The sequence below is a fragment of the Aquitalea pelogenes genome (assembly GCF_001515305.1).
Taxonomy (GTDB): domain Bacteria; phylum Pseudomonadota; class Gammaproteobacteria; order Burkholderiales; family Chromobacteriaceae; genus Aquitalea; species Aquitalea pelogenes.
This window is the reverse complement of the sequence record NZ_LNQV01000004.1, coordinates 128893-144393: the sequence shown is the minus strand read 5'-3', so window position 1 is coordinate 144393 and position 15501 is coordinate 128893. Positions and strand designations below refer to the sequence as shown.

The following is a 15501-nucleotide window of genomic DNA, read 5'->3' as shown; positions in this document are numbered from 1 at the left end:
TGCACCCAGGCGGATGGCTGGGCCGGTCCAGCCGCGCGCCGCCACGTCGGCACGGGGCAATGACGCGCAAGGGCAGCGCGTGACGGGCGCAGAACTCCAGCAGGCCCAGTTCATCGGCCTTCAGGTCGATGGTGGCCACCTCGCGTACGTCACTGAGGCTGCGTCCGGCCAGTGCCTGCAACACCGCCTGTTCGATGGCGTCGGCGCTCTTGCCACGGCGGCAGCCTATGCCCAGCGTCAGCGGCTTGAGTGCTTCGGTTGCTGTGGTGATGGCCGGGGTGGCACCGGTCAGGCGGGCGACGTGGTAGGCCAGTGCATTGGCACCGCCTTCGTGGCCGGACAGCAGCGGGATGGCAAAGCGCGCGGCTTCGTCCAGCACCACCACCGCCGGGTCGGTGAGTTTGCTTTGTGGCAGGCCATCCAGATAGCGCACGGCAATGCCGCTGGCCATCAGCAATACCCACTGGCGGTGCTGGTGGAAGACAGCAGCAAATTGCTGGCGCGCGTTGTCATCCGGCTGTTGCCAGGGCTGGTAGAGGGTGGCGTCCAGTGCGCGGGCCAGTTGCCGCGCCAGCGGCAGTGCCGATTCGCGCACGGTCCAGATGGCGGTGTGGCTCACGAGGCTTGCTGCTCCGGGTCCTGTTCCGATTGTGCTGCCAGTTCCGGCTTGCGCTTGCTGGGGCGCGGGGTTTTGCGGTCGGTGCCATCGCGGAAAATATGCGTGAAGCCAGCTGCGTACAGGCTGGATTCCACCCCGCCTTCGCGCGATAGCGCCGCGCCCACCAGCAGCAGGGTGGTGAGCAGCCAGTCTTTCTGTTTGACCTCTTCCAGCAGCTTGCCCAGCGTGCTGCGATGGATAGACTGGTCCGGCCAGCTGGCACGGCGCACCAGTGCCACCGGGGTGTCCGGCGGGTAGTGCAGCAGCAGGTCGGCCACGGTGTATTTCAGCCGCTGGCCGGACAGGAAGATGCACATGGTGGCCTGGTGTTCGGCAAAGCGGGCGATGGATTCCAGCTCCGGCACCGCGCTGGCGCGGCCGGAGACGCGGGTGAGGATGATGGATTGCGAGATGGCCGGGCGGGTCAGCTCGCTGCCCAGTGCGGCGGCGGCGGCGGTGAAGGACGACACGCCGGGGACGATTTCGTATTCAATGCCCAGTGCTTCCAGCCGGCGCATTTGTTCGGCGGTGGCGCCGTAGATGGCCGGGTCGCCGGAGTGCAGCCGCGCCACGTCGATATTGGCGGCCTGGGCGCGGCGGTAGCAGTCTTCCTGCTGGTCCAGCGACAGTTCGGCGGTGTCGAGGATTTCGGCACCTTCACTGCAATGCTGCAGCATGTCGGTGGGCACCAGCGAACCGGCGTACAGCACCATGCCGCAACTACCCAACAGGCGTGCGCCGCGCAGGGTGATCAGGTCGGCGGCACCGGGGCCTGCACCAATGAAATAGACTTTCATGAATGACGTTTCTCTCTCGCCTGACGGCGGATCAGCATGGTGGCCAGGTAACCGCTGGCCGAGGCGTCCAGCTGGCTGACATCCGGACACAGGATTTCATCGCTCAGGCCGATGCGGCGGGCAAAGGCACAATGCTGGGCAATACCCCAGCCGCGACAGCAGGGCCAGTACGTCCGGCAGACGCTGGCCGATTTTCATCAGCACCACGATGTCGTGGCTGGCGATGTCCGCTTCCAGTGCGGCCATGTCGTCCGGGCAGGGCAGGATCAGCATGCGTTCCTTGCCTTCACCCAGCGGCCAGGACAGCGCCGAGGCGGTGGCGGCAAAGCTGGTGACACCGGGAAAGGTGGTGTGGGCAAGGCCGGGCAGGCGTTCGCGCAGTGCGGCCAGCAGGTAGCCGTAGGTGGAGTAGGTCATGCTGTCGCCGATGGTGAGATAGGCCACGTTATGGCCTTGCTCCAGTTCGGCAGCCACGCTGGCAGCCAGCGCGGCGTAGTGGTCTGCCAGCAGGCTGCGGTCCGGGTCCATGATGAATTCCACGTCACGGAATTTGCTGGCATCGACGGGCAGGCCGGCCAGACATTGCTGTGCCACCGATTGCTCGCTGCCACGTGCGCGCGGCAGGTAGATGATGTCGGCCTGCTGCAATGCCTGCAGCGCAGCCACCGGTATCAGCCCGGCCTGGCCCGGGCCTACGCCCACGCCAATGAAATGTCCCAGTTCACTCATGTGTGTCTCCGGCGGCCTCGCCCAGCGGCGTGCCGTCCATGCTGAACAGCCGCACTGCCACGCGGCGGGCGCTGGGCAGTCGGCTGTGCATGCGGGTGGATACCCGCTGTTCTATCTCCATCCAGAAGGCTTGCGCCTGCGGATGGCCTTGCAATATCTGCACGATGTTTTCCACCGTATTGGCCTGGCGGATGGCCTGTACCAGCGCCGCGCTCAGGCCCAGTTCCTGCGCCAGTTGTGCCACATCGCCCATGGCCATGCCGCTTTTGCCGGAGTGGGTGTCCCATACCGTGGGGTCCAGCAGCTTGGCCAGCTTGCCGGGGTGGCCCAGCACCCACAGCGTGTCCAGCACCCGGCCTTGTTCCTGCAGGATGGTTTCGGCCTGTTCCAGCGAGCTGCCGACAAAGTTGGCAATCTGCACCACCTGCTTTTTCGGCAGGCCCAGTACGTCGGCGGCGTAGCGTCGGCCTATCTTGCCGGGGGTGAAGGCGATGGCGGCAGGCAAATCGCCCAGCGCCACGCGGATATATACCTCGATGGAAGCCATCCATGCTGCCAGCGACATCGGCTCGACAATGCCGCTGGTGCCCAGGATGGAAATGCCGCCGACGATGCCCAGCATCGGATTGAAGGTGCGCTTGGCAATGCGCCCGCCCTCCACGCAGCCGATGGCCAGGTCAAAACCGGGGTCGGCACGGCCGGCCAGCACCTCGGCCACCGCCCACTGCATCATCTGCCGTGGTACCGGGTTGATGGCCGGTTCGCCCGGAGGAATGCGCAGGCCGGGCAGGGTGACGGTGCCCACGCCTTCGCCGGCGATAAAACGCAGCTGGCCGCTGCCATTGCACCTTACCTCGGCAAAGATGGTGGCACCGTGGGTGTTGTCCGGGTCGTCGCCACCGTCTTTCAGTACTTCGGCGCGCGCGGTGTGTTCATCCAGCAGGTCCACCGCCTGTATCGGCACGGTGAGGTAGTAGTCCGGGTCGGGCAGGCTGATGTCCACTTCGCTGGCGCGCACCCCGTCCAGCAGGCAGGCCAGCGCGGCTTTTACCGCGGCGGTGGCACAGCTGCCGGTGGTGCGACCGCGGCGCAGGCCGTTGGGGGCCGGCACCGTCAGGTCGTAGGGGACGCGCCGTTCGTGGGTCATGCCTCTTGCGCTGCCTGTTGCTGCTGGTAAACATGGCCGATGGCGTCAATCATCAGCGCATTGACGATGGTAGCCGCCCACGGCGAGCCGCCACGGGTGCCGCTATTGGTGATGCGCTGCACTTGCAGCAGGCCGCGCAGCGCGTCCTTGCATTCGCGGGTGCCGACAAAGCCCACCGGCAGTCCTACCACCAGTTGTGGCCGCCAGCCGTGTTCGCGCACCAGCCGTACCAGTTCCATGATGGCAGTGGGCGCATCGCCAATGGCGACGATCACGTCATTGCCAAACTTTTCCCAGGCGCGGCGGATGCCGGCAGCAGAGCGGGTGAGGCCGTGGGCCTCGGCCAAGAGGTAGGTTTCCGGGTCGTGTACGCCGCACCAGGTTTCCACTTCCAGCTGTTGCAGTACCGCACGCTTGAGGCCGGTTTCCACCATGGTGACATCGGTGACGATGCGGCGGCAGCGCAGCAGGGCGCGCATGCCGATGGCGGCTGCGCCGGGGGAGAAAAACAGCTCGTCCACGCTGCTGAAGTCGCCGGTGGTGTGCACCAGACGGTGGAGCGCGGTGTGCTGTTCCACCGGAAAGGCCGACCAGTCACGCCCCTCGCGGATGATGCGCATGCTTTCCGCCTCGATGGGGTGCGGCACATAGGGCGGCCAGGCGGGCGCGGCGGCCGGGGTGTTGTCCTTGGCCAGCAGGCCGCGCACCTTGCCGTGATGGCCTTGTTGCGGCGTGCCCACTTGCTGTTCAAAACCGATGATCTGTACCCGGTATTTGCACAGCGAGCAGTTCATGCTGGCGCGGCCTTCCACGCCTTCCTGTGCGCGTTCCAGAAACACCTCGGCCACATGCTCGTGCACGCCCAGATAAGGCGCGGCCAGCACTTCGATATCGGGGCAGCGCGCGGCCAGATCGTCCACCGCGCCGTAAATGCGCTTGACCAGCACGCCATCGAACAGGAAGTAAGGCAGCACCACGATGCGCTCAAAGCCCAGCAGGCTGGCCGCTTTCAGGCCATCGGCCACCAGCGGGCGCGCAGTGCCGGAATAGCAGACAAAGGACGCGCCAAAGCCCATGCCTTCTTCCAGCATGCGGGTGAGTTTGGCGATTTCCGAGTTGGCGTCCGGGTCGGTGGTACCACGGCCCACCACCACCAGGCAGCTGTCGCCACGCGCCACGGTGCGCGTTGAGCGTGCTTCGGCCTCGATGATGCGCAGGCGGCACAGCTCCAGCAGGCGCGGGTGCAGGTCCATGGCCGCGCCAAAGTGGAAGGCGGTGTCCGGGTGTTCCTGTTGCAGCGCCAGCAGTTCGCTGGGCATGTCGTTCTTGGCATGGGTGGCGGCCAGCAGCACGCCGGGGGTCATCACCACCGTCTTGGCACCATCGGCAATGGCTTCTGCCACCGCCTGGTCGATGGTGGGCGTGGCGAATTCCAGAAAGCCGTGGTAGATGCGGCGCTGCGGTGCACGCTGGCGCATCAGCTCAACCAGCGACATGAATTCGGCAATACCGGCCGGGTCGCGGCTGCCATGCCCGGCCAGCACGATGCTGTAGTCCTGCGTGCTCATTGCGCCTGCTCCGGCGTGGGCAGATGGCTGGGCTCGATCTGGCTGGCCATCGGTGTTTTGGTGCGGATCAGCATGATGCTCATGTCCGAGCAGCGGTGTTCGGCGCACTCGGCCAGCGTGCCGTGCCATTCGGCTTCGCCACGGGTGAGGTTTTCCCACACTTCCACCTGCTGGTCGGCCGGGATGCCGTTTTCCAGCAGGTAGGCGGCGATATGCCAGGGCATGAAGGAGCGCGCCTCGTCCCAGGGACAGGGAATCACGATGGCATTGCGCTGGTCTTGCAGCACATGCACCAGATGGCGCTTGAACGGGGTGAGGTCGCCTCGGCGGTGGAAGGTGATGAAGGTGGTTTCGTCAAAACACACCTTGGCACGCGAGGCCAGCACCTGGGCCGAGGACAGGCCGGGCATGGTTTCCACCGGGTGGCCACAGGCGCGTTCCACCCGCTCCAGATACTGGAAACCGCTGAAATGGATGTCGCCCATGAATACCACCACGCAGTTCTTGCCGGCGTGGTGCAGTTTGGCCACTTCGTCCAGCTGGGCCACCTGGTCGCGGTAACCCATCTGGATGACCTGGGCGCTGTCCGGAATCAGCGGGCGCACCACGTCGATGACGGCGTTGAAGCCGGCCACCACGTCGGCATTGGCAATGAGGTCGGCCGAGCGGCGTGGCAGGTAGCCGATATCGCCGGGACCGGCACCGATGCAGATAATCATGAGGTTTCCTTTATGCAGCGCGACGGCATCAGCCCAGTCGCGCCTGAATCGTGATGGTGAGTTGTTCGCTGGACAGCTGCTCGCACGGCAGGTATTCCGCCCGCATGGCCTGGGCCAGCTCGCGGGCGCGGCCCAGCTTCACATAAGCTTGTTCGGTATCCAGCACCAGCGCCGGAATGGCGGCGTCGGCCAGCTCGCCCGCCAGTTGCAGGCTTTGCTGCCACGGGTCGGCATGGTCTTCGCCCAGTGCCACATTGGCGCGGCCGTCGCTCAGCACTACCAATAGCGGCGACAAGCCCTGCGCACCCTGACGGCCCAGCGTGGTGGCGGCCAGTTGCAATGCATGCGGCAGCGGGGTGCGGCCACCGGTGGGCAGCGCGTGCAGCGCCTGTTCGGCCTGTTCCACCTGACGGGTGGGCGGCAGTACCAGCTCGGCCTGACGGCCACGGAAGGCGATGACGGCAATCTGGTCGCGGCGCTGGTAGGCGTCCTGCAGCAGGCTGAGCACCGTGCCCTTTACCTGTTCCATGCGCTGCTGCGCGGCCATGGAGCCGGAGGCATCCACCACCAGCACAATCAGATTGCCCTGTTTTGCCGTACGCACCTTGTCGTGCAGGTCGGCGCGGGTGACAGCAAATTCCGCCGGATTACGCTGGATGGCATGGCGCAGGGTGGCGTCCAGTGCCAGGGCCTGCGGCTGGGTACTGGGCACGGCGCGCACGCTGTGGCCCCGCCGTGCATTCAGCACCGTGCTGCGGCGGCCGCTGGCCTCGCTATCGCTGCTGTGGCTGGCCAGGCGGATGGTGCCGATGTCCTGCGGTGCGCGGGCGGCAAACACCTGTTCGCTGCCGTTGTCTGCTGGTGACTGCTGGTCCTGCTCGTCGTCAGCGGGCGTGTCTTGCTGCTCGCCCGGCTGTTGCTCTGTGGTGGCGGTGTCATCAGCTGCGCTAGCGGGCGGCGGCGGATTTTGCGCTTGCTGGGTCATCTCATCCAGCTTGTCCTGATCCAGCCCGCTTTGCTCGAAAGGCTTGCGGCGGCGGCGGTGCGGCAGCACCAGCATGGCGGCCGTGCGGATGTCTTCGGCACTGACCTGTGCCCGCGCATCCAGTGCGGCCAGTGCCCGTGCTGCCTTGTGCAGCACGATGTCGGCGCGCAGACTGGCCACTTCGAATTCGCAGCACAGCTGGCTGATGAAGTCGAACAGGTGCTCGCTTACCGTCACCGTGGCCAGCATGGCCTGGGCCTGACGAATCTGCTCCTGCAGCGCGCTGCCCTCGGCCTGCCAGCGGGCGGCAAAAGCCTGCGGGTCGGCTTCGAAAGCCAGGCGGCGGCGTACCACCTCGCTGCGGATGGCGGCATCGCGCGGAGCGCTTACGTCCACCATCAGGCCAAAGCGGTCCAGCAGCTGCGGGCGCAGCTCGCCTTCTTCCTGGTTCATGGTGCCCAGAAAGGTGATGCGCGCCGGGTGGCTGATGGACAGGCCTTCGCGCTGCACGGTGTTGACGCCCATGGCGGCCACGTCCAGCAGCACGTCCACCAGATGGTCGGCCAGCAGGTTCACTTCGTCGATGTACAGCAGGCCGCGATGGGCATTGGCCAGCAGGCCGGGCTTGAAAGCCTGGCGGGCCTGCTTGAGCGCCTGTTCAAAGTCCAGGCTGCCCAGGACGCGGTCTTCGCTGGCACCCAGCGGCAGGTTGACGAAGGGAACGGCGGCATCTTCCGCCACCGCGTGCTCGCCCTGACAGCAGCTGCATTCGGGCAGGGGAGAGGCCGGGTCGCAGTTGAAGGCACAGCCCGGCACGCGGCGGATGGGCGGCAAAATGGCCGCCAGCCCCCGTGCGGCGGTGCTCTTGGCACTGCCCTTGTCACCACGGATCAGTACGCCGCCTATGCTCGGGTCGACCGCGCATAGCAGCAGCGCCTGCTTCAGTTGTTCCTGACCGACGATGGCGGCAAACGGATAAATCTGTTTCATGAGCGGCCTTGCGGATGTTCGCCACGCGCTTCGAGCATGGCTTCGCTATTCAGATGCAGTTGTTGCAGCGCGGCCAGGGTTTCCGGCCTGGGCTGCTGCCACAGCTGGCGCTGGGCGGCTTCCAGCAGGCGTTCGCTGATGGCATTGAGCGCCCACGGGTTGCTGTCGGCAAAAAACTGCTGCATGGCCGGGTCCAGCGCGTAGCGGGCGGCCAGTTCCTCGTATACCCAGTCGTCCACCACATGGGCGGTGGCATCGTAGCCGAACAGGTAGTCGACGGTGGCAGTCAGTTCCAGCCCGCCCTTGTAGCCGTGCTGCTGGATGCTGGCAATCCACTTGGGGTTGGCCACGCGCGAACGGAACACGCGCAGCACTTCTTCCTTCAGCCCGCGCACTTGCGGCTGGTCCGGATTATGGCTGTCACCAAAGAAGGCGCGCGGCTGACGGCCGGTCAGGCTGCGGATGGTGGCAATCATGCCGCCGTGGTACTGCAGGTAGTCGTCGCTGTCGAAGATGTCGTGTTCGCGATTGTCCTGATTGTGTAGCGCTACTTCTACGCCGGACAGGCGATGGCGCAGTACGTCGCGGGCATCAGCCCCCTGTACCTGACGGCCATAGGCATAGCCGCCCCAGTTGAGGTAGGCGGTGGCGAAGTCGGCATCGGTCTGCCAGTTCTGCTCGTTGATCAGCGGCAGAATACCCGCGCCATAGCTGCCGGGCTTGGCACCGAAGATGCGTAGCAGCGCCGGTTCGGCGGCGTGGTCGGGCAGGGCTTGCAGCAACTGCTGGCGCATGTCGTCCAGATAATGCTTGCGCAGGTAGTTGTTGGCCGGGTCTTCGTCCAGCATGGCCACCGCCTGCACTGCGTCGTCCACCAACGCAATCAGCTGCGGGAAGGCATCGCGGAAAAAGCCGCTGATGCGCACCGTAACGTCAATGCGCGGGCGGCCCAGCTCGGCCAGCGGAATCACCTCGATACCGGCCACGCGGCGGCTTTCCGCCTGCCAGCGTGGACGCACGCCCAGCAGGGCGAGGATTTCGGCAATATCGTCGCCATGGGTGCGCATGGCACTGGTGCCCCACACGCTGATGCTGACCGATTCCGGATAGCTGCCGGTTTCCTTGCGATGGCGCGCCAGCATTTCATTGGCCAGCTGGCTGCCCACCTGCCAGGCAGCTTGCGAGGGCAGGCCGCGCGGGTCTACCGAATAGAAATTGCGTCCGGTAGGCAGGATGTGCGCCATGCCACGGGTGGGCGCGCCGCTGGGGCCTGCCGGGACATAACCACCGGCCAGACCGCGCAGCAGGTTGTCAATTTCCTCGTGGGTGCGCGCCAGATTAGGCAGCAGTTCGCGCTGGATATAGTCCAGCACCTGTTGCAGGGCCTGGCTGTCACCGGCCTGCGGCAGTACGGCGGCAATGATGGCCGGCAGCGGCGAGCTGACCGGGGCCAGCAAGCGGGCCACCAGCTGGCGGGCCAGCTGGTTGATGTGGTCGATGGCATCGCTGCGGGTGTGCAGCAGTTGCGGGCTGCTCATTTCCAGCGGGGCGGGCACGTTTTCCAGGCGGCGGCCCTTGTCGTCCTGCAATGTCTCCCACTCCACCCCTAACGCGGCGGCCACGCTGGCGGGCAGGCTGGGTACGGCCAGGTTGGGCAGGCGGGTGAGGGCGCACAGCATGTCCACCAGTGCCTCGCTGCGGGCGTTGGCCGAGAATGTGCAGGCCGTCGCGGATTTGCGCCGCGCCCAGTTCGCACAGATAGCCGTCGATGTCCTCGATCAGGTGGGCCACGTCCACGCCCTCCATTTTGGCCAGCGTCAGCGGTACGCCGTCGGCGTTCAGTGTGTCATCCCATTCGTGGGCATGGTCGTGGCGTGATCGTGATGATCATGGTCGTGGTGATGGTGCCCGTGTCCATGGTGATGATGCCCATGGTCATGATGGTGATCATCATGCGCGCCATGGCTGTGCGCTGCGCCCTTGGCTACCGGGCGGAACTGCATGCCGGCTGCCTTGGCTGGCGTTGCTTTCCCGGCTTTGGCTGGCTGGCTCAGGCGATAGCCCGCTGGCGCTGCCTTGGGCGCATGCGGGTGGGCATGATCATGGCCGTGGTGATGGTCGTCATGGTCGTGATGGGCATGATGATGGTGATCATGCGCGTGATGGTCATGGTCGTGCTCATGTTCATCATGGTGATGATGGTCGTGCCCCAGCATGGCAGCCAGATCGCTATCCAGCTTTGCTTCCTTGATCAGGTCCCAGATTTGCTGCTGCAACAGCGGCAGCTTGTTCGGGTCCAGCATTTCCACCTGGTAGTACTCGTCCACCAGCTGGGTGAGCTGGGCCAGCGGGCCGTAGGTGTCGGCGGTGGTCATTGGCGGGGTCAGGTGGTCGATGATGACCGAATGGGCGCGGCGCTTGGCCTGCGAGCCTTCTCCCGGATCGTTCAGGATAAAGGGGTAGAACATGGGCATGTCGCCCAGCAGCGCGTCGGGGAAGCAGTACTCCGACACGCCCACACCCTTGCCCGGCAGCCATTCCAGCGTGCCGTGCTTGCCCACGTGGACAATGGCGTCGGCCTGCCATTCGTCGCGCAGCCAGCAGTACAGCGCGTAGTAGTGATGGGTGGGCGGCAGGTCCGGCGTGTGGTAGATGGCGTCCGGGTCCATGCCATAGCCACGCGGCGGTTGCAGCGCGACAAAGGCATTGCCCAGCTCCATGCCGGCAAATACCAGCTGGTCGCCATCCACATAAGCCGTGCCGGGTGCTGCGCCCCAGCGCTCCAGCATGCGTTGTTGCAGCGGGGCGGGCAGTTCGGCAAACCATGTCTGGTAACGCGCCAGCGGCACGCGGGCCACGGCATTGCGCAGTTGCTCGGCGCTCAGGTAGTCGGTGTCGTAACAGCCGCGGTCGATCAGGCTGTGCATCAGCGCGTCGCTGCTCTCCGGCAGTGGACCCATCCGGTAGCCATTGGCCTGCATCGCCTGCAGCAGTGCATACAGCGAGGCGGCGGAATCCAGCCCCACCGCATTGCCCACTTGCGAGGCCTTGCTGTTGGAGTTGGTAAAGATAAAGGCTACCCGCTTGTCCGCTCGGGGTGTGCTTGAGCCGTGCCAGCCGGGCGGCAATGCCGGCCAGACGGCGCATACGGTCCGGCAGTGGCTGGTAGTCGCTGCTGGCCGGGTCTTCCGGCTTGAACGATACCGGCACGCCGATGATGCGGCCGTCGAATTCCGGCAGCGCCACATTCATGGCGGTGTCCAGCGGGTTCAGCCCGCGTTCGGATGCTTCCCACTGCGCCTGGGTCATGCTGCTGGTGATGGCTTGCAGCACCGGGATGTCCAGTTGTTCGAAAGCCTCTACTGCCCAGCTGGCCTGGGTGGCCCCTTCGGCATTCACTTCGCCCATGGCAAAGGAGGTGGTGTTGATCAGCACGCAGGGCTGGCCGGCACGCGGGTCGCGCAGCAATTGCAGCGCGGCAGGCAGGCCCTGCTCATCCTGGCTGCGCAGCGAGGAGGTAAACAGCGGCAGCGCGTTGATCTGCCGCTCGGCCAGCATGTCCACCAGCATGTCGATGAAGCGGGTGTTGCCGCTCAGCCAGTGGGCGCGGTAGAAGCTGATGGCCACCGTGGGCCAGCCGGGCTGGCGAATTTCACACCAGTCGTCCAGGCTGCAGCCGTCGGACAGTTCCGGGTGATACAGGCCGTGTTCCGGCAGTGCGGCTGGCGGCAGGTAGCCGTGGCCGGTCAGCAGCAGGCGGTCGGACAGATAGCGCATCAGCTGCGCCATATTGCTGCTGCCACCGGCTTGCAGGTAGGCATTGGCATCCTGCTGGATGGCCGGGGGGACGGTGCTGAGGGCGGCCAGTTCCGGGTCCGGCTCGCCGGTGCCGCTGAGGATGATCAGCGCCTGTCGTCGTGCCAGCGCCTGCTGGCGCAGGGCATCGAAAGCGGGAATGGCCTGCACCCGGCCCAGTACGCGCAGCAGCAGGATGCGGGCGCTGGCCAGCGGGCCGTCCAGCAACTGCTGCATCTGGTTTTCATCGGCGATGTGTTGCAGGGCAAGGCCGGACACCGGGCTGAAATCCTGCGGCCAGTGGACGCGGCCCAGCGCGGTAAGGTCGGTGCCGGCATGGCTCAGCAGCACGATGCCGCCAGTATTGTCATGCGTCATTGCGGGCTTTCCGTGCTGACATCGCCCGTGCCCAGGCGATGGAAAATCAGGGGTTCCACTGGTGTGCCGCCTTGCAGGTGATCGCTGACAATGCGCTGTACTGCACTGGCATCTACCTTGCGATACCACACGCCCTCCGGGTAAACCACCATGATGGGGCCTTCCTTGCACACGGCAAAACAATGGCTGCGGGTGCGTTTCACCTTCAGGCCTTCGCAGGCGTCAATCGCCTGGCCCAGTTGCTTGAACATGGCCTCGGCCTGCTGGCCGTTTTCGGTACAGCGCGGGCCGGTACACATCAGCACGTGTTTGTAATGCAGTCGCATGCGGTTCTCGCGGCAATCACCCAGCCTGTTGGCCGGGCAGGGTGTCAAAACGTTTCCACTTGTAGATGGCGGCGGACAGCGCCCAGGTGAGGGCAAACAAGGCCACCACGAAATAGCCGAAGTGGGCCAGATTGTCGTTGAGCATGGCCACCACATCCCAGGCGCCGCCGCTCAGCTTCAGCTTGTCGGCAATCAGGCCCAGGGTTTCCAGCCCGCCTATGCACACGGCCACCAGTACCGACACCAGCGTGATGGTGAGGTTGTACCACAGCTTGCGGATGGGGTTGATGAAGGCCCAGCCGTACACTTCCACCATCAGCATGCTGTCCAGCGTGTCCACCAGTGCCATGCCGGCGGCGAACAGCACCGGAAACACCATGATGTTCCACAAGGGAATGCCGTCCGCGCTTTGCGAGGAGGCAATGGCAAACAGGCCGATTTCGGTGGCGGTATCAAAACCCAGGCCAAACAGCAGGCCGATGGGCAGCATGTGCCAGCTTTTGCTCACCATGCGGAACAAGGGCCGCAGCAGGCGCGACAGCATGCCACGGTTGCCCAGCAGGATGTTGAGCTGCTCGTCACACACGGCTTCACCCGCGCGGGCGCGGCGGAAGCTGTGCCAGATGCCGCGCAGCGCGGACAGGTTCATTGCGGCCAGCGCCAGCAGGAAAAAGGCGGAAATGCCGGTGCTGATGGCGCCGCCGATTTCACGGAAGCCGTTGATCTGGTCTTGCAGCGCACGGGTGGCAAACACCACCGCAGCCACCGCGGCAATTACCAGCAGGGAGTGACCGATGGAAAAGAAAAAACCCACGCACAGCGGTTGCTGGTTTTCCTGCATCAGCTTGCGCACGGTGTTGTCGATGGCGGCGATATGGTCGGCATCCACGGCATGGCGCAAGCCCAGCAGATAAGCCAGCAAGGCCGTGCCCAGCTGGGTCGGGTGGTCGGCAAAGGCGGTGAGTGCCCAGGCCCATACCAGCAGGTTGGCTGCCAGCAAGGGCAGCAACACCAGTAAATGACGGGAGCGGCGCTTGCCGCTGTAAGGTAAGGAAGAACGCAGATCTGCTTGCATGATGCCCTCGGAGACGATACGTCGCCGCAAGCGAGGGCACTGTCCGCCTGCAGTGGGCGGCATCGTGCAATCCCCCGGTACACCCCGCCCGGATTCAGCCTGCGTCGACACGGTTGACGGCCGGTCTCCTGGCTCGCGCTTCTTTACCCGGCATCGCCTTCCCGGATGGGCCGGTGGCATGTGATGCGGACTCGTCGCTTACAGTTGCGGGGGCAGCTGCGGTGTCTCACCGCATTCCCGTTTCACCCCGATGGGGCACCGTCATGGAAGGGGGCATGATACGTGACAAGCGGGTAAATGGGAATTCTGCCGACTGATTTTCAAGGCTTTTCCCATTGACCAAGTGCGGTTTCCAGACGCTGCCAGCCCGCTTCGTCGGGTGGCAGGCCAAGGCGCAGGCTGGGGCCATCGGCAAAGCGGCGCACCAGAATGCCTTTGCTCGCCAGAAAGTCGAACAAGGCCGGGCAGTACGCCCCGTGCAGCCACTGGAACAGATTGCTGCCACCGGCCGGTGGCAAATCGTGCTGTTGCAGCAGTTGCCGCAGGCGCTGGCTGTCGCAGGCCAGTTGTCCGCGCATGGCTTGCTGCCAGTTGCTGTCCTGCAAGGCCAGTTTCACCACATCGCGCGCCGGGCCGTTGATGCTCCACGGGCCGATGGCTTCGGTCAGCTGTTGCAGCAGGGCCGGCCAGGCAAACACAAAACCCACCCGCGCGCCAGCCAGACCGAAGAACTTGCCTACCGAGCGCAGGATAATCAGCCCCGGCAGGCCCACATCACCCAGCAGGCTGTGTTCCGGTGTGGCGTCCATGAAGGCTTCGTCGATGACCAGCCAGCCGCCCCGGCTGGCCAGCCGGGCACGCCAGTCTTGCAGCCGGGCGCGGGAAAAGGTGGTGCCGGTGGGGTTGTTGGGATGGCACAGCAGCAGCACGTCCAGTTCATCAAGCACCGTGTCGATATCCTCGGGCGCATGACGGCTGAGCGTGTGGCCGTGCTGTTCCCAGTGCCAGGGGTGTTCGGCATAACACAAGGGCAGCATGCCCACCCGGCAGGGCGTGCGCAGCGTCGGCAGTAGCTGGATGGCGGGCTGGGAACCGGCCACCGGCAGCAGCAGCGGGCTGCCGTAGTAATCCGCCGCGGCTTGTTCCAGCCCGTCGTCCTGTTCCGGCAGGCGCTGCCAGCTGCGCGGGCTGATGGCCGGCACCGGCCAGCCTTGCGGGTTCAGCCCGGTGGACAGGTCCAGCCAGTTTTCCACCGCAATGCCGTATTGCTCTGCGGCACGCAGGATGCCGCCACCGTGTTCAAGCATGAGAAAAACTCCAGTTGAGCAAGCCAGCCAGCAAGGCCAGCGCCACCCACAGCCACAGGCTGCGCTGTACCAGCGCGATGGCGCGGGCGATGTCCTCGGCCACCGGCGGGCGTTGCAGGCCCAGGGTGGGGCGCTGTTTCAGCTTGCCGTGATAGCTGGCGGCACCGCCCAGCAGCACACCCAGCGCACCAGCACCGGCGGCCATCACCGGCCCGGCATTGGGGCTGTACCAGGTGGGGGCCTGGGCGCGCCAGCATTGCCAGCCCTGACGGGTATGGCCCAGCAGGATGTAAGTCAGCGCGGTGAGGCGGGCGGGAATCAGGTTGAGCACATCGTCAAAGCGGGCGGCGGCCCAGCCAAAGTGCAAAAAGCGTTCGTTGCGGTAGCCCCACATGGCGTCCAGGGTATTGGCGGCGCGGTACAGCACCACGCCCGGTGCGCCCAGCAGCAGAAACCAGAACACGGCAGCAAAAATGGCATCGCTGCCGTTTTCCAGCACCGATTCGATGGTGGCGCGCGCTACCGCGGTTTCGTCCAGTTCGCTGGTGTTGCGGCTGACGATCATCGACACCTTGTAACGGGCCAGCGGCAGATCGCCGGCGCGCAGCGCATCCAGCACGGCTTGCGCATGCTCACGCAGGCTTTGTGCGCCAATGGCCAGATACAGCAGCAATACCGAGGCCAGCTGCCCGATCCACGGTAAACGTGACAGCCCGCAGGCAAGGCCGGTCAATGGCAGCAGCAACAGGCTGATGCCCAGCACGCCACGCAAACGCATGCGCCACACCGGCTCGGCCTGGGGGGCGGCCGGGTAAAGTGCATGCTCCACCTTGCGTACCAGATAGCCATAACCCACCAGCGGATGCCAGCGCCGTGGCTCACCCAGCAGGCGGTCCAGCACCACGGCCAAAAACAGAAAAACAGCTGAAATCACATCACTCGCCTATATAATCGCCGGCTTCAGGACAGCTGCATGGCTGGCTGTCCATGGTCGAAAAAAGCGTCATTTTAGGGGGCTTCCCGAAAA

Annotated in this window: 12 protein-coding genes, 2 pseudogenes and 1 riboswitch; all 14 genes and pseudogenes read right to left on the bottom strand. The window is 65.3% G+C overall.

The genetic code is table 11. The features are described 5' to 3' along the window. Positions 1-619, bottom strand: a 619-nt coding sequence (locus AWT75_RS03045; RefSeq protein ID WP_239689437.1) for a cobalamin biosynthesis protein, incomplete at its 3' end; no start/stop codon positions are given. Continuing rightward, positions 616-1455, bottom strand: coding sequence for a precorrin-4 C(11)-methyltransferase (gene cobM / locus AWT75_RS03040; RefSeq protein ID WP_045848315.1), 840 nt, complete (start codon positions 1453-1455; stop codon positions 616-618). The genes cobM and AWT75_RS03045, both read right to left, overlap by 4 nt. 96 nt (positions 1456-1551) lie before the next feature. Further along, a complete protein-coding gene (gene cobI, locus AWT75_RS03035) occupies positions 1552-2184 on the bottom strand; it encodes a precorrin-2 C(20)-methyltransferase (protein WP_239689436.1) in 633 nt (210 codons plus the stop codon). After that, the gene (gene cbiD, locus AWT75_RS03030) at positions 2177-3331 is read right to left on the bottom strand and encodes a cobalt-precorrin-5B (C(1))-methyltransferase CbiD (protein ID WP_062787175.1); all 1155 of its coding nucleotides are present in this window, start codon (positions 3329-3331) and stop codon (positions 2177-2179) included. Before cbiD ends, cobI begins: the two co-directional genes overlap by 8 nt. Then, positions 3328-4899: a precorrin-8X methylmutase gene (locus AWT75_RS03025; protein WP_062787172.1), complete on the bottom strand. Its 1572-nt coding sequence runs from the start codon at positions 4897-4899 to the stop codon at positions 3328-3330. The genes cbiD and AWT75_RS03025 overlap by 4 nt, the downstream gene beginning before the upstream one ends. Further along, entirely contained in the window at positions 4896-5636 is a 741-nt protein-coding gene (locus AWT75_RS03020; RefSeq protein WP_275575673.1) for a cobalt-precorrin-7 (C(5))-methyltransferase, read from the bottom strand. The genes AWT75_RS03025 and AWT75_RS03020 overlap by 4 nt, the downstream gene beginning before the upstream one ends. A gap of 10 nt (positions 5637-5646) precedes the next feature. Beyond that, positions 5647-7593 (bottom strand): putative cobaltochelatase, encoded by a 1947-nt coding sequence (locus AWT75_RS03015; protein WP_062787169.1) that lies wholly within the window; start codon positions 7591-7593, stop codon positions 5647-5649. Continuing rightward, entirely contained in the window at positions 7590-9272 is a 1683-nt protein-coding gene (locus AWT75_RS22570) for a cobaltochelatase subunit CobN (RefSeq protein WP_239689435.1), read from the bottom strand. The genes AWT75_RS03015 and AWT75_RS22570 overlap by 4 nt, the downstream gene beginning before the upstream one ends. Before the next feature lie 81 nt (positions 9273-9353). After that, positions 9354-9399 (bottom strand): annotated as a pseudogene (locus tag AWT75_RS22565) (hypothetical protein); the annotation flags it as partial. Between the two features lie 32 nt (positions 9400-9431). After that, positions 9432-11370, bottom strand: a pseudogene (locus AWT75_RS22560) (cobaltochelatase subunit CobN). A 392-nt stretch (positions 11371-11762) separates the two neighbouring features. After that, positions 11763-12092: a (2Fe-2S) ferredoxin domain-containing protein gene (locus AWT75_RS03005; protein ID WP_062787166.1), complete on the bottom strand. Its 330-nt coding sequence runs from the start codon at positions 12090-12092 to the stop codon at positions 11763-11765. A 16-nt stretch (positions 12093-12108) separates the two neighbouring features. Next, positions 12109-13167, bottom strand: coding sequence for a HoxN/HupN/NixA family nickel/cobalt transporter (locus AWT75_RS03000; protein WP_062787162.1), 1059 nt, complete (start codon positions 13165-13167; stop codon positions 12109-12111). Positions 13168-13268: 101 nt separating this feature from the next. After that, a riboswitch (cobalamin riboswitch) is annotated at positions 13269-13445 on the bottom strand. Positions 13446-13487: 42 nt separating this feature from the next. Next, the gene (gene cobD, locus AWT75_RS02995) at positions 13488-14474 is read right to left on the bottom strand and encodes a threonine-phosphate decarboxylase CobD (protein WP_062787159.1); all 987 of its coding nucleotides are present in this window, start codon (positions 14472-14474) and stop codon (positions 13488-13490) included. Next, positions 14467-15408, bottom strand: a complete 942-nt coding sequence (gene cbiB, locus AWT75_RS02990) for an adenosylcobinamide-phosphate synthase CbiB (protein ID WP_082695919.1) — start codon at positions 15406-15408, stop codon at positions 14467-14469. The genes cobD and cbiB overlap by 8 nt, the downstream gene beginning before the upstream one ends. Positions 15409-15501: the final 93 nt, after the last annotated feature.

Excerpts from the sequence above, each read along its gene's own strand:
- cobM (WP_045848315.1), bottom strand. The coding sequence starts at position 1,455 with ATGAAAGTCTATTTCATTGGTGCAGGCCCCGGTGCCGCCGACCTGATC.
- cobI (WP_239689436.1), bottom strand. The coding sequence starts at position 2,184 with ATGAGTGAACTGGGACATTTCATTGGCGTGGGCGTAGGCCCGGGCCAG.
- cbiD (WP_062787175.1), bottom strand. The coding sequence starts at position 3,331 with ATGACCCACGAACGGCGCGTCCCCTACGACCTGACGGTGCCGGCCCCC.
- AWT75_RS03025 (WP_062787172.1), bottom strand. The coding sequence starts at position 4,899 with ATGAGCACGCAGGACTACAGCATCGTGCTGGCCGGGCATGGCAGCCGC.
- AWT75_RS03015 (WP_062787169.1), bottom strand. The coding sequence starts at position 7,593 with ATGAAACAGATTTATCCGTTTGCCGCCATCGTCGGTCAGGAACAACTG.
- AWT75_RS22570 (WP_239689435.1), bottom strand. The coding sequence starts at position 9,272 with ATGCTGTGCGCCCTCACCCGCCTGCCCAACCTGGCCGTACCCAGCCTG.
- AWT75_RS03005 (WP_062787166.1), bottom strand. The coding sequence starts at position 12,092 with ATGCGACTGCATTACAAACACGTGCTGATGTGTACCGGCCCGCGCTGT.
- AWT75_RS03000 (WP_062787162.1), bottom strand. The coding sequence starts at position 13,167 with ATGCAAGCAGATCTGCGTTCTTCCTTACCTTACAGCGGCAAGCGCCGC.
- cobD (WP_062787159.1), bottom strand. The coding sequence starts at position 14,474 with ATGCTTGAACACGGTGGCGGCATCCTGCGTGCCGCAGAGCAATACGGC.